The organism is Campylobacter majalis, from assembly GCF_905120465.1.
Lineage (GTDB): Bacteria > Campylobacterota > Campylobacteria > Campylobacterales > Campylobacteraceae > Campylobacter_A > Campylobacter_A majalis.
Genome location: NZ_CAJHOF010000003.1, coordinates 40,277 through 54,395, shown reverse-complemented (window position 1 = coordinate 54,395; position 14,119 = coordinate 40,277). Strand labels below are relative to the sequence as shown.

General features: G+C 31.6%; 11 protein-coding genes. All 11 read left to right on the top strand.

Annotated elements, in window-relative coordinates; translation table 11 throughout:
* The first annotated feature begins 28 nt into the window (after positions 1-28).
* The 11 genes from LQU93_RS02105 to LQU93_RS02055 all read left to right on the top strand — a co-directional run bounded on the left by LQU93_RS02105 (position 29) and on the right by LQU93_RS02055 (position 14,108).
* Positions 29-4,159: an EAL domain-containing protein gene (locus LQU93_RS02105; RefSeq protein ID WP_229932240.1), complete on the top strand. Its 4,131-nt coding sequence runs from the start codon at positions 29-31 to the stop codon at positions 4,157-4,159.
* On the top strand, positions 4,156-5,022 hold the full coding sequence (locus LQU93_RS02100; RefSeq protein ID WP_229932239.1) for an ATP phosphoribosyltransferase regulatory subunit: 867 nt from the start codon (positions 4,156-4,158) through the stop codon (positions 5,020-5,022). The genes LQU93_RS02105 and LQU93_RS02100 overlap by 4 nt, the downstream gene beginning before the upstream one ends.
* A gap of 2 nt (positions 5,023-5,024) precedes the next feature.
* Entirely contained in the window at positions 5,025-6,275 is a 1,251-nt protein-coding gene (locus tag LQU93_RS02095) for an adenylosuccinate synthase (RefSeq protein ID WP_229932238.1), read from the top strand.
* Between the two features lie 4 nt (positions 6,276-6,279).
* Positions 6,280-6,705 carry a flagellar FliJ family protein gene (locus LQU93_RS02090; RefSeq protein ID WP_229932237.1) on the top strand — a complete coding sequence of 142 codons (426 nt, stop codon included), beginning with the start codon at positions 6,280-6,282 and terminating at the stop codon, positions 6,703-6,705.
* Positions 6,702-7,277: a MotE family protein gene (locus tag LQU93_RS02085; protein ID WP_229932236.1), complete on the top strand. Its 576-nt coding sequence runs from the start codon at positions 6,702-6,704 to the stop codon at positions 7,275-7,277. Before LQU93_RS02090 ends, LQU93_RS02085 begins: the two co-directional genes overlap by 4 nt.
* Before the next feature lie 131 nt (positions 7,278-7,408).
* Positions 7,409-7,960: a DUF507 family protein gene (locus LQU93_RS02080; RefSeq protein WP_229932235.1), complete on the top strand. Its 552-nt coding sequence runs from the start codon at positions 7,409-7,411 to the stop codon at positions 7,958-7,960.
* Positions 7,960-9,078: a glutamine-hydrolyzing carbamoyl-phosphate synthase small subunit gene (carA, locus tag LQU93_RS02075; protein ID WP_229932234.1), complete on the top strand. Its 1,119-nt coding sequence runs from the start codon at positions 7,960-7,962 to the stop codon at positions 9,076-9,078. Before LQU93_RS02080 ends, carA begins: the two co-directional genes overlap by 1 nt.
* Positions 9,078-9,743 carry a sulfite exporter TauE/SafE family protein gene (locus tag LQU93_RS02070; RefSeq protein WP_229932233.1) on the top strand — a complete coding sequence of 222 codons (666 nt, stop codon included), beginning with the start codon at positions 9,078-9,080 and terminating at the stop codon, positions 9,741-9,743. Before carA ends, LQU93_RS02070 begins: the two co-directional genes overlap by 1 nt.
* Positions 9,736-10,953 (top strand): PAS domain-containing sensor histidine kinase, encoded by a 1,218-nt coding sequence (locus LQU93_RS02065; protein ID WP_229932232.1) that lies wholly within the window; start codon positions 9,736-9,738, stop codon positions 10,951-10,953. The genes LQU93_RS02070 and LQU93_RS02065 overlap by 8 nt, the downstream gene beginning before the upstream one ends.
* Positions 10,946-11,626, top strand: coding sequence for a response regulator transcription factor (locus tag LQU93_RS02060; protein WP_268250039.1), 681 nt, complete (start codon positions 10,946-10,948; stop codon positions 11,624-11,626). The genes LQU93_RS02065 and LQU93_RS02060 overlap by 8 nt, the downstream gene beginning before the upstream one ends.
* Positions 11,627-12,758: 1,132 nt before the next feature.
* A complete protein-coding gene (locus LQU93_RS02055) occupies positions 12,759-14,108 on the top strand; it encodes a [Fe-Fe] hydrogenase large subunit C-terminal domain-containing protein (protein WP_229932231.1) in 1,350 nt (449 codons plus the stop codon).
* Positions 14,109-14,119: the final 11 nt, after the last annotated feature.

Genomic DNA, 14,119 nt, shown 5'->3' with positions numbered 1-14,119 from the left:
ACATAAATTAATGGGATTATAAGCAAAGATGTTTAAATTAAGTAACCTAAACAACTTGTATCAAACTATTGTTTTTAGGTTTATCGTAACCTATGCCACGGTGTTTCTTACTATAGTTTCACTCATGCTTTATATTGGCAGCTCAAGGGTAGATGAGGTTAAATATGACCTTCGTTCGTTTAACCTTGATGCTCAAAATGCTATATTAAAAAGCTTTAGTAACATTGAACATCAAGTGCAGTCATATGCAAAAATCATAAACTTAACTAATTCGCTAGAAATTTTAAACTCTAGCATTGAAGAAGATACTTTAAGTATGTTTTTTAATGCTTTTTATGTAATTGACAAAGAAAGAAATGTATTAGTTAGAAAAATTTTTAAAAGTAAGGCTTATGATATAAATTTTGACACACCATGGCTAAATAGACTTAGTCAAAAACGTTATATTATTTCTGATTATCTATTTGAAAATAAAAAATTAAAAACTTTTTTTGTCGCCTATGAAGTTTCTGATGAGTATGATATAGTAGCTGAAGTTGATGTTGAGTATTTTAATTCGAATTTAAAAGGCTTTTTAAGAAATGCTGATAATGTAGTCTATGTTGTTGATTTTAATGGAAATTTTATAATTGGCGAGTATGGTGCAAATGGGTATGACGCTGAGTTTTATTCTGATTCTTCAAATGTCGATGAGCTTTTTGTAATCAGCAATAAGATAAAACAAGAGTCCCTAAAAAGAAAAATTAGTCTAAGCACACATATGCAAAATTATAATATTTTTGTAATCACACACAGAATAAATACTAATAGTATCCTATTTCAAGCCTCGCTTATGGTGTTTGCAATGATATTTTTGCTTTTGTATGCACTTTCTGGATTTTTTAATATTAGATTTACAAAACGCAAAATAATAGAACCTGTCGAAGATATATTAAGATATATCAAAGATAAAAAATATGTACCAAATAAAAAAGATATATTTAAAGATCATCTTGTTATAGTAGATGCTGTCTCTGAACTATACAATAATACAGAAATTTTAACAAAGCAGTTTCAAAATTATCAGGCTAGATTTGGCTATATATTTGAAAAAAGCCCTCTAATTATACTTGTATATGATGCATATACTGGTAAAATAATAGACGCTAGTTCCAAGGCATTGCAATTTTATGGATATAGTCTAAATGAGATTAAAACACTATATATGGATAATATATCTGATTTTGATTTTCAAGATAATGGTTTTGAATTAAGAGATGTTATTGAAGGTAGTAAAGAGCTACTTTATACGACACATGTTACTAAAAGTGGCGAGAAAAAAGATGTGGTTTCTCGTGCAAGCATGATAGATCTTGATGATAAAAAGATTATATTTTTAATAGTGCAAGATATAACTATGCAAAAAGCAATACAAAATACAAATAGTATGGTTTTTGGATATATATCTGAGTTTTCAAATGTAATCATGATAGCTGACGCTGCAGATCCACTTCACATAAAATATGCTACTAAAAATATAACTAAAATTTTTGGCATTGATTATGATGAGATAGCCAAAGATGGATTTGATGTCTCAAATATAATAAGCACAAAAGATAGGGCATTTTTGACACAAGAGATAGTTCTTCGTAAAAAGCTAATTTCTAAATTAGAGTTTGATGATAAAATTTTAGAATATGTTGTTTGTATGATAAAGGCAAACAAAGAGATTGCAAAATTTAAAGTAAGTGTTAAGTTTATTAAAAATGAATTGCATGAGCTAGATAACGTTGTATATTGTGTAAGTGACTATCAAGAGCATGAAGAGCTGCTACAAAAGTATGAAGCTCAAACAAAAACACACAAGAATTTAATTCGTGTTTTAGATGTAGGGATGTGGGAGTATAATTTCCAAGACAATAAGATAAAAATAGATGCTATTTTTGCCAAGATGCTTGGATATGATAATATGACAGAGCTACTTATAGATGACAACATGATGAGCTCTATGATGGTTGATGAATTTGGAGGATTTGCTAGTTTCTTTGATAGCATTAAGACATCACAGGGTTATTATGAAGGCGATATAAGGTTATATGATATAGATAAAAATGTAGTTTGGCTACACCTAAGTGCTACTAACAGCAATGATAATGTAATAAGTGGTATCGTTAGAAATGTAACGCAAACAAAGATTGCTTTAATATACCAAGAATTAGCAGCAAAATTATTTTCGTATTCGCATGATGATGTGTTGATACTTGATTTGACATGGAGTATCATAGATGTAAATGATGAGTTTATGAAAAATACTGGATTTGCAAGAGATGAAGTCATTGGCTCAAATATACAAGTGCTTAATTCAAAATATAATGATGAAAATTTATACGAAAAGATAACAAAAGAGGTTGAAAAAACTGGTCAATGGCACGGAAAAGTATGGTTTAAGGATAAAAGTGGCGAGAGTGCTTTGGTTCAAATAGTTGTAACTTGTATCAGTGATAGCGAAGGCAGGGAGATTTGTCACACGATAATTGCATCAAGTACAAATAGTCAAATTGTAGCTGATGATTATTTAGAGCATGTTGCATATCACGATCCACTTACTAGATTGCCAAATAGATTTTTATTTAATCAAAAGCTTCAAGACTTAATTTACTCACAAAAAAATGGTAAAAATATAGCGATAGCTTATGTTGATTTAGATGGCTTTAAAGATATTAATGATACTTATGGGCATAAAGCTGGAGATAAATTCTTAATCGAGTTTTCATCTCGTATTGATGCGTTATTTGACGAAAAAGATATGTTTGCTAGAATAGGCGGAGATGAGTTTGTTGCTATTGTGTTGCATGAAAAAATTGGTGAAGTTTATGAAATTGTAGAAAATATGCTAAGAATAGCCACCGAAGAGATAACATATGAGTATGTGCAGTTAAAAATAAGTGCAAGTATTGGTGTTAGCATAATGGATGCTAAAAACAACACAACTCCTGAAAATTTATTAGAACAAGCAGATTGGGCTATGTATCAGGCAAAGATAGCAGGCAAGAACAACTATCATGTATTTGACCCTACTAAAGACAGGCATTTTAAGACACAATATGAAGATAATAACAAAATTTTAACAGCATTAGAAAATGGTGAATTTTTTATGGAGTATCAGCCTGAAATTGATGTTAAAAATGGTAAAATTTTAAATTACGAGGCCTTAATAAGATGGCAAAATGGTGACAATGTAGTATATCCTAGCGAATTTTTACCACTTACAAGACGACAAAATATAGCTGATGATTTGGCAATATTTGCGATAAAAACAGCATTGCAAGCACAAAGAGACTGGAGTAATAATGGTGTAGATGCTGGAGTTTGCGTAAATATCAGCATGGAACAACTATGTAAAGAGGAATTTTTAAATAAATTTAAGTCAATACTTAATGATGATAATACGCTAAATCCAAAAAGACTTCAATTAGAAATAATCGATGCAAATAGAGCGAGTAATTTAGAACACGCAAGTAAATTTTTAAATCGCTTTAAATCGTTTGGAGTTCGTTTTACGCTTGATGATTTTGCATCTAGAACCAGTTCTTTTGAGGCTTTAGAATTGTTGCCAATTGACAAGATTAAGATCGATAAGCATCTTTGTTCTTATATGTTTTTTAATGAAAAAGCATTTGTTGCAATTAGAATACTGAAGGATTTATCGGATATTTTTGAAAAAAGTACTACTATTAAGAATTTAAAAGATATTAATACTTTAAATGTATTGGTTGCTTTAGGATTTAGAAAATTCCAAGGAAATTTCTTTGAAAAACCGATGCCTTTAAGTAAGGTCATGACATATAAATTTAAAGATGTTAAGGGCTTAAATTTGGATCTTAAGATAGACAGTATGAGATTTGATAAGCTAAGAGAGTGTATAATGCTAAAAGAATTTGCTCAAACAATAATCACTCATATTTTAAACAAAGAACACGATAATATCGACAGAAGCATTGATGCTTTTAAGGGTGAAATGCTTACAAAGATAAAAAATGGTAATAAATTTTATAAAGAAATAGGAACAAATATTATACAGAGTTTAAATACACATAATAAAGAGCAAGCTTTGCATTTAGCACGTTTGGCAAATATCATGTGTATAAAAGCCTTGGATATAAGTCAGGATATAAATTGAGAAGTAGTGAAAATTTAAAAGTATATGAGCATGAGATTCCGGTTGGAAGTCGTTTGTATGTTGGCAAGAGTGCAGAGTTAAAGCGTAAAATAGAAAGACTAGCCAGTGAAATTTTAGTTGAAAATGGCTTTAGCGAGATAGTTAGTCCATACTTTTCATATCATCAGCATTTAAGTGTATCGCCTACACAGCTTCTAAGATTTAGTGATAGCTTAAACCATGAAGTAAGCTTAAGGGCTGATAGCACGGTTGATGTTGTAAGGATAGTAAAAGCTAGACTAAAAAATACAGCCTCAAATAGATGGTTTTATATACAGCCAGTTTTTCGTTATCCAAGCACTGAAATTTATCAAATAGGTGCCGAGATTATAGGGGAGAGTAAGCTAAGGCAAAGTATAAATATAGTAAAAAACATCTTTAAAAATTTTGAAATTTCACCGACTTTGCAAATAAGCAATATAGAAATTCCAATAACGATTGCTAAAATTTTAAATATAGATATAGGTTTGTTTGAAAGAATACAAATAGAACAAATTTTAAGCTTAAATATTGAATGGCTAAATAAATTGGCACTATTAAGTAGCGTTGATGAGCTAAAGGAGGCTATTGAAATTTCGCCAAAAGAGCTACAAAAGCCATTAAATAGACTTTTAGAACTTGCACAGGGAGTAGAGTATGCAAATGTAAGCATAGTTGCGTTGTATTATTCAAAAATGAGATATTATGATAAGTTGTTTTTTAGGTTTATAGATCAAAATTCCATCTTATCTGGTGGCGGTAGCTACGAGATAGACGGTGAAATTAGCAGTGGATTTGCGATCTATACTGACGCATTAATAGACAAAATAAAACAAGAAGGATAAAAATGAGAAAAGCAGATGTAGTTGTTGGTGTTCAATGGGGAGATGAAGGTAAAGGCAAGATAGTTGATATGTTGGCTGCAAATTATGATATGGTTTGCAGAAGTCAAGGCGGACACAATGCAGGGCATACGATATGGGTTGATGGCATTAGATACGCACTTCATCTTATGCCAAGTGGTATTTTACATAGTGGCACTATCAATGTTATTGGAAACGGTGTAGTTGTAAATCCAGAAGTTTTAATAGCTGAAATGGCACAATTTGACGATGTTAAGGGTAGATTATTTATAAGTGATAAGGCACACTTAAATTTGCCACATCATAGCGAGATAGACAAAGCCAAAGAGAGACTAAAAGGTGAAAAAGCCATAGGCACAACAGGCAAAGGTATAGGACCAACTTATTCAGATAAAGTTAGTAGAACAGGGCATAGGATATCAGAACTAGCGGAGCCAGAGAGACTTTGTGAAGCAATAATGATTGATTTTGAAAATAACAAAGCCGTTTATGAGGCACTTGGGATTGCAACCCCTAATGAAAAGCAACTTTTGGCTGATTTAAAACGATACAAAGAGGTTCTTGCGCCATTTATAACAAATACTACAAATTTAGTTTGGAAGGCACTTGATGAAGGCAAAAAAGTCCTTTTAGAAGGAGCTCAGGGCACACTTTTAGATATTGATCATGGCACATACCCATATGTAACTAGCTCAAACACTATAACAGCTGGTGCTTGTACTGGACTTGGGGTAAATCAAAAAGAGATAGGCGATGTCATTGGCATCATCAAAGCATATAGCACACGTGTTGGATATGGGCCGTTTCCAACTGAAGATATGAGCAGCGATGGCGATAGATTGTGCGATGTTGGCAAAGAATTTGGCACAACAACTGGGAGACGCCGAAGATGTGGATGGTTTGATGCTGTGAGTGTAAAATACGCTTCAAGACTTGATGGTGTTGATAGATTTGCACTAATGAAGCTTGACGTGCTTGATGGATTTGAGAGTGTTAAGATATGTAAGGCGTATCAGTATAAGGGCGAAACAATAGATTATGTGCCTACGGATTTAGAAAATGTCACTCCAATATATGAAGAGCTAAGTGGTTGGGATAAAGTTGCTGGTATATCAAGATATGATGATCTTCCACAAAATGCCAAAAAATATATTGAGCGCATAGAAGAGCTAACTGGTATTAAGGTTGCACTAATTTCAACAAGCCCAGAAAGAAGCGACACAATCATAAGATAAAGTTATGAAAAGTAAATTTAGCCAAGTTGTAAAAGTAAAAAAACAAGCATTAGATTTAGCCGAAGCTAGAGTTGCTAAGGCTAGAAATAATGTTGTTATTTGTGAGCAAAATCACGAAAAAGCAAAAGCGGTTTTGGCAAAATTTATCTTACCACAAAGTGGCACAACAAGCGAACTAAATGAGAGTTTAAAACTTGTAAGTTTAATGAGAAACGAGATAAAGGCACTCAATGAAAAACTTAAGATTAGCAAACGTGAGTTAATGCACTTTTCTCATCAATACAAAAATGCAAATCTAGAGTATGAAAAGATGAAATATCTAGAGCAAGAAGATATAAAAAAAATATTAAAACAAATTAAGCACAAAGAGTCTATTGAACTAGATGAATTTGCTGTGATTAAATTTAGTCAAAATAGGGATTTGGTATGAGATTTTTGGTTTGTTTTTTGTTTTTTGGCGTGATGGTTTGTAGTGCGTATGATATACCGGTTGATTGCACTGCTATATTTGAAGCTAGAAAAACAGAAATAGCAAAAGAGATAGACAAAATAGATGAAGAACGTCAAGCGTTAGAGGCTTTTAGGGCTAGTATGCGAAGCTTATATGATGAAAATATGGCTAAGTTAAACAAAAAAGAAGCTGATATAAATGCGACATTAAAAAGCGTGGAGATAAAACGCAAACAAATTGATGAAGAGATAGCCAAAAACAAAAAAATTTTAGAAGAGCTAAAAGCCATGACTTCGGATAAAGTTGGTGAAAGTTATGCCAAAATGAAAGACAAAGCAGCAGCGGACATACTATCTGATATGACTAGAACACAAGCTGCGAGTATAATGTATGCACTTGAGCCTAAAAAAATATCATCAATAATGGCAAAAATGCAACCAAATGTGGCATCTGAAATAACCATAATGCTTACCAAGGGACCACCTTTTGTTGATAGCACAAAAGATACAAAAATCGATGCTCCAGCTGGAAATTTACTAGGCGATGACTGATTTTAGTTTGATGATTTAATTTATCTAAAGAAAATTTTGCAAATTTAATACAAGTATTGTGTTTAAATTGATTTTTAACGCATTTTTTACCTTATTTTGGCTAGAATATGTAAAAATTTCAAAGGTGAAAAATGCGTATAAAACTTCCACACACTCCATACATAGCACATAAAATTGCAATAGATTTGTTTAATTCTGGTTTTGTTACATTAATATCTGGCATTGAGGCGGTCGCAAAAGTGACAGACGAAATTTTAGCTAAAGATGTCCAAAGAGAAAGAGCTTTAGAAGAAAGAGTAAATGAGCTTTTAGAGAGCAAAGAAGATGAAATGGAGCAGATGCAAATTGATAGAAAAAGCATGTTTTGGCTCATCAAGAAAAAGTTGGCTCCTGAATTTGGCGTGATGTTGTCATATGAGGATAGATTTAGTAATGTTGCACATGTTGTATTAGATAGGTTACTTAATGATAGTTTGGTAAATTTTAGTGTTTCTGAAAACAGGGTAAAAAATATAATATATAATTCAATTAATAATTATTTAAAAATCTATGAACAAATAGAAGATGAAGTTTTAGAAAAAATAGAAAATTATAAACGAAAATTAATCCCCGGCACTGACGAATATGACTTAGTTTATGAAAAGATGTATCAAGATGAATTAAGAAAAAGAGGAATGCTTTAATGAAAGCATATATTTATATAGAAAATGGAGTTTTCTTAGAAGCAAAGGCGTTTGGTTGTGGTGGCGAATGCGTTGGCGAGATGGTGTTTAATACGTCCATGACTGGATATCAGGAGATAGTAAGCGATCCTAGCTATGCTGGGCAATTTGTTGTATTTACTATGCCAGAGATAGGTATAGTTGGTTGCAATGATGATGATATGGAAAGTGCAAAAATACATGCTAGTAGCATTATAGTTAGAAATTATAATGATGATTATTCAAACTACCGTGCAAAAACATCTCTTAGTGAGCTTTTTGTATCGCACGGTAAATTTGGTGTATATGATGTCGATACCAGATATTTAACAAAGATGTTGCGTGATGAGGGTGCTTTGATGGCAATCATATCAACTGAGTGTAGTGATAAGGAAGAGCTTAAAAAAAGACTTCAAAACGCTGGACGCATAGAAGAGATAAACTATGTTGATATTGTTAGCTCAGATACTTGCTACTCTCATCAAACGGCTTCATGGAGCGTGAACGAAAAATCATACAAACCGCTTAAAAAAATCGGAAAAAAAGTTGCTGTTATAGATTATGGAGTTAAGAGAAATATCTTAAATGAGCTATGTGAAGTTGGATTAGATGTTGATGTATATCCACACAGTGTAAAGGCAGATGAACTAATAGTAAAATTTAAAAATGGCGAGATAAATGGAGTATTTTTATCAAATGGGCCTGGCGATCCAAAATCTTTAGGCAATGAAATTTCTGAAATTAAAAAGCTAATTTTGGCAAATATTCCAATATTTGGGATATGCTTAGGTCATCAGTTGTTATCAAATGCATTTGGCTATGAAACATATAAATTAAAATTTGGACAACATGGTGCAAATCATCCAGTGCTAAATATGCATACAAAAACTGTTGAAATAACTACACAAAATCACAATTACAACGTCCCTGAGAGCATATGTGAAGTTGCAACTATTACGCATAGAAATCTATTTGATAATACGATTGAGGGCGTAAGATATAATAACTATCCAGTTTTTTCTGTGCAGCATCATCCAGAAGCTAGTGCTGGACCAAACGAGAGTAAATATATATTTAAACAATTTGTTGAAATTTTATAATGAACGAGATTGGTTTTGCCACTATTATTAGTGTTGCATTTCTTTCTAGTTTTACTCATTGCATTGGTATGTGTGGTGGATTTGCTTCAATAAGACAGATTTATCTGCGTGATACAACATCTGTGAAATCTATGTTTTTATCGTTGGTTTATCATCTATCGCGCATACTTGCATACTCACTGCTTGGTGCTTGTTTTGGTGCATTTGGTGCATTTTTTAATTTTAGTTTAAAGCAAAAATCTATTCTTTTTTTTGTTGTTGGGCTTTTTATGATATTTGTTGCTTTTGCTTTGTGGCAAAGGGGTGAGATTTTAAAATTTATAGAAAACGATAGATTTTCAAAATTTATTACTAAACTTATGTTAAAGCTAAAGCCAAAGTCTTGGTGGCTAAATTTTGCTATTTTTGGATTTTTAAACGGCTTGCTTCCGTGCGGTTTGGTTTATTATTTTTTAGCCTATTCGATAGCGACACAGAGTGCGTTTATGGGGGCTTGTGTGATGATTGTATTTGGTATTTTTACAACACCTGCATTTTTTTTATTTAGACATTTAATAAATTTTATATCAGATAGTAATAAATTAGTAATATTTAAAATTTCAATTGCTATAATAGCCTTAAATGGAATTTATCTTACGTATTTAGGGTTTATGGCAAATGCATAATATACAAGCAAGATTTAATCAATATCAGCATGCTATAGAACAAAGCAATATTGTATCCAAGACCGATATAAATGGCATTATCACATTTGTAAATGATGAATTTTGCAAAATTAGTGGATATAGCAAGGATGAATTAATAGGCAAAAATCATAATATTGTGCGTCATCCCGATGTTAAAAAAGAGAGCTTTAAAATTTTATGGGACACGATATTGTCAAAAAAGGTTTATAAAGCGGTTGCGAAAAATATTACAAAAGATGGCAAAACAGTATATTTAAATACAACAATTTTTCCAATACTTAAACCAAATGGAGAGATTGAAGAATTTATTGCTCTTAGATACGATACCACAATGCTTATAGAGGCAAATGAACGCCTAATAAAACAAGAAAGTGAGCTTAAAAAATTAAATGAAAATTTAGAGGCTTTAGTGCATGAAAAAACTGCTGAGCTTAAAAAATTAAATGAAAATCTTAAGGATATTGTTAAAATTGAGATAGAAAAGAATGAAGAAAAAACAAAAATGCTACTAGTTCAATCTCGTTTGGCTAGCATGGGTGAGATGATAGCTAATATCGCACATCAATGGAGACAGCCGCTAAATGAGCTTAGCATAAGTTTATATAAAATGAAAAAAGACAAAAGCAGTCTTGAAGAGTCATACCAGCATTGTAAAAGCTTGATTAAAAATATGTCAAACACAATTGAGGATTTTAGAAATTTTTTCTCTTCAAATAATATGCCAGAGCATTTTTCTATCTTAAATGCTGTTAAAAATTCAGTCCATATGCTTCAAGGCACATTTGAAAGGCATGGTGTTAAAATTTTTATAAAACTTGAAGATGATAGCGAAATTTATGGCTATAAATCTCAACTCACGCAGGTTATTATAAATTTATTAAATAACGCAAAAGATGCATATTTGGAGCGTGAAATAGAGCAAAAGCATATTTTGGTTAAAATTTTCAAGCAAGATGATTGTGCTGTTGTGATGGTGTGTGATGCTGCTGGCGGGATAGATGATAGTATAAAAGATAAAATTTTTGAACCTTATTTTACTACTAAGCATTCATCACAAGGCACTGGAATAGGTCTTTATATGTCTAAGCTTATTATTGATAGACTTGATGGCAATATAGATGTTAAAAATGAGAATAATGGAGCTTGTTTTAAAATTAAAATACCGATAAAAGGAGAAATTGGTGAGTGATGCGTTAAATAAATTAACCATTTTAATTGTTGAAGATGAAAATGACACAAGAAAACTTATGCATGAAATATTAAAAGATGAATTTCATGCAGTTATTACGGCTCAAAATGGAGATGAGGGACTTAAAAAATTCAAAAAATACAATCCTGATATAGTAATAAGCGATATAGCCATGCCGATAGTAGATGGACTTGATATGACCGCACAGATTAAACAGATATCTCCAAATACTCCAGTTGTAGCGATTTCTGCTCATAGCGAAAAAGAAAAACTGCTACGTGCTATAGATGTAAGCGTGGATAAATACATACTTAAACCAGTTGATATGGATGAACTTTTAGGTGTGCTTGAAATAATTGCAAAAACAAAAATTGAAGCAACAAATATAACGGAGCTTGCCAAAGGATATAGCTTTAATAAAACCAAAAGAGTATTAATTAAAGATGGTAAAGAAATAGCATTAACAAAAAAAGAGTTAGCCTTTATTACGTTGCTAATTAAGCGTTTAGGCACGGTTGTTTTACATGATGATATAAAAAATGTTGTTTGGATAGGTGAAAGTGTTAGCGAGGCTGCTATACGCACTTTTGTAAAACGTATAAGAGATAAAGTCGGTCCTGATTTTATCAAAAATGCTCCAGGACTTGGCTATAAAATTGATGTAGATTTATAAAACTACATCTTTTGTATTTTGATTTATTTGTTGTCAAAATATTTTAAATTTTAACCAAAAAGAGAGTTTCTTTTTGGTTGATTACTTTATTAAAATTCCTAATAACAAGCAAAAGCTACATAAATAAGGTCTTAGAATAAAACTATACTAGATTTAATGATTTTGTTACAATTTTTAAATTAACAAATAATTTAATAGAATTTTGTATTGTTATTTGCAATACTTTCTATCAAAATTTAATCAAATTTTACCTTGCTTTGCTCGTAGTTGTAAGCAAAAAATAGATATTTTCTTGCACTCTTTTAAGTCAATAAAAATGCTTGATTTTTTACCTTACTGCGTATTTGCTTTGTAAGAACTATTTTTAATAAAGGTTTTTACAAATTTCTTTAATTTGTGTTTGTAAAGCACTCAAAATTTTAGCGTCTTGTATGTTTTGCTTTTATGAAGTCATCGTTTACAAAACAAAAAACAACTTTTATATATTTTAATTTTTAAAATCTTTGCGATGTTTTTGCAAAACTTCTAAGACCACTCAATGGCGATGGTGGTGATCAAAGTCAAGCAAAGTGCTTTTGTGAAGTAAAAATAATTATAAAAAATAAATTTATCTAAGTTTGGTTTTTAAATTTTAAGATCACAAATATATTTGTTTTTAATTTTACTTGTTGCAAGGTAGCAATTTGGTGTTATTTGTGAAATTTACAAGAGTATTAATAGCCGCAAATTGCTTATAAATAATCTTTTAAAATATGCAACTGTTATGTTTTTAGTATAAAAATTAAGATGTGGCTTTAATGATAATTCTTGTTGTTTTAAAAAAAATCATAAGTGTAATACAAAATTTAAATTTTATTATATTTTGTAGTTTTTAAAAAACAAAAATTTATATACAATTTACATAAAATTTATGTTTATTGCGTTATTTGGATATATTTTATTTATTATTCTTAAAATACATAATATGAAAATAATTATTAATTAAAGATTTCAAAGTAGATTTAAAATTTCAGATTTAATTAAAAATTAAGATTATTTACTAGATAATTCAACAATGTTATTTTTGCGTTAATAATAACAATGGTTCATTAAATAAAATACAAATGTAACTATTTTACTTAGGAGGTTTATTTTGGATGTTTATACCATAAAAACCTTTTCGCCGACTTCGGATAGCAGAGGTGGAGAGGCTGAGTTTGAGGGAACTTACCGAAAGGGTGAGTTAAGAGGCATAATTAGAATAAATCAAGATGAGTGTGTTGGGTGCGATACGTGTAGCTCGTTTTGTCCAACTGATGCGATTGAAGGAACACTTGGCGTATCTCACAAAATCGACCAAAATGCCTGTGTTGCATGTGGGCAGTGTTTGATAAATTGTCCGTTTGGCGTGATTGAGCAGATGAGTTTTGTGGATGAAGTTATGCAAAAACTAGATGACAAGCGTTCATTTGTTGTTGCACATCCAGCTCCAGCTATACGTGTTGCCATTGCTGAAGAATTTGGTGCTAAGCCAGGAGAGCTTACTATAAATAAGATGTATAATGCTCTTGAAGAGGCTGGGTTTAACATGTATGATGTAAATTTCAGTGCAGATCAGACTATATTAGAAGAAGGCACTGAGCTAGTTAAAAAGATAAAATACTGGATTTTGGGCGAAAAAGGGCATGATTTAGAGCATATGGCACATCATCCATTCCCACATTTTACTAGCTGTTGTCCAGCATGGATAAGAAATGCTGAGATTTTTCACCCTGAATTAATTCCGCATATCTCAGGTGCAAAATCACCTATCCAAATGGGTGGTGCATTAGCTAAAACTTGGGCGGCAAAATATGTTTGGAAGCAAGATCCGCGCGATATTTATATGGTTTCAATCACACCATGCACTGCTAAAATTTATGAAGCTAGCAGACCGGAGTTTAACTCAGCCTATAAATACCTTAAAAAAACTAAAGAAATTCCAAGCGATACTAAAAATTTTGCTGACATTGACGCAGTGCTAACGGCAAGGGACTTGGCTGAGATATTTAGACGCAAGGGTATAAATCCACTAAATAGTTCAGATGATTATCCAGATAATTTAATGAATGTATATACTGGTGCTGGAACGATATTTGGCAACAGTGGTGGCGTTATGGAAGCAGCTCTTAGGACGGCATATTTTTTACTATCTGGAGTTGAGTTAAAAGATCCTGATTTAACGCCTGTTAGAGGTTATGATAATGATTTAACAGAGGCTGAGATACCAATACCTTTAAAAGACTACGAAGGTAAAGTTTTAAGGTTAAAAGTAGCCGTTGTAAATGGAGCTTCTAAAAACTTAAATACTATTATTAAACATATCACAAAAGATGTTAATAAGTATCATTTTATCGAGGTGATGAACTGTCCTGGTGGTTGCGTAAATGGTGGCGGACAGCCGGTTCATGCCATGGGGACATCATGGCTACACCCACTTCTTCCACTTCCACTTAGAGCGTAAAAGGAGAGACT

What these genes read in the sequence shown, in the direction of transcription:
- LQU93_RS02095 (WP_229932238.1), top strand. Translation starts at nt 5,025, where the DNA reads ATGAGAAAAGCAGATGTAGTTGTTGGTGTTCAATGGGGAGATGAAGGT.
- LQU93_RS02070 (WP_229932233.1), top strand. Translation starts at nt 9,078, where the DNA reads ATGAACGAGATTGGTTTTGCCACTATTATTAGTGTTGCATTTCTTTCT.
- LQU93_RS02065 (WP_229932232.1), top strand. Translation starts at nt 9,736, where the DNA reads ATGCATAATATACAAGCAAGATTTAATCAATATCAGCATGCTATAGAA.
- LQU93_RS02105 (WP_229932240.1), top strand. Translation starts at nt 29, where the DNA reads ATGTTTAAATTAAGTAACCTAAACAACTTGTATCAAACTATTGTTTTT.
- LQU93_RS02080 (WP_229932235.1), top strand. Translation starts at nt 7,409, where the DNA reads ATGCGTATAAAACTTCCACACACTCCATACATAGCACATAAAATTGCA.
- LQU93_RS02085 (WP_229932236.1), top strand. Translation starts at nt 6,702, where the DNA reads ATGAGATTTTTGGTTTGTTTTTTGTTTTTTGGCGTGATGGTTTGTAGT.
- carA (WP_229932234.1), top strand. Translation starts at nt 7,960, where the DNA reads ATGAAAGCATATATTTATATAGAAAATGGAGTTTTCTTAGAAGCAAAG.
- LQU93_RS02090 (WP_229932237.1), top strand. Translation starts at nt 6,280, where the DNA reads ATGAAAAGTAAATTTAGCCAAGTTGTAAAAGTAAAAAAACAAGCATTA.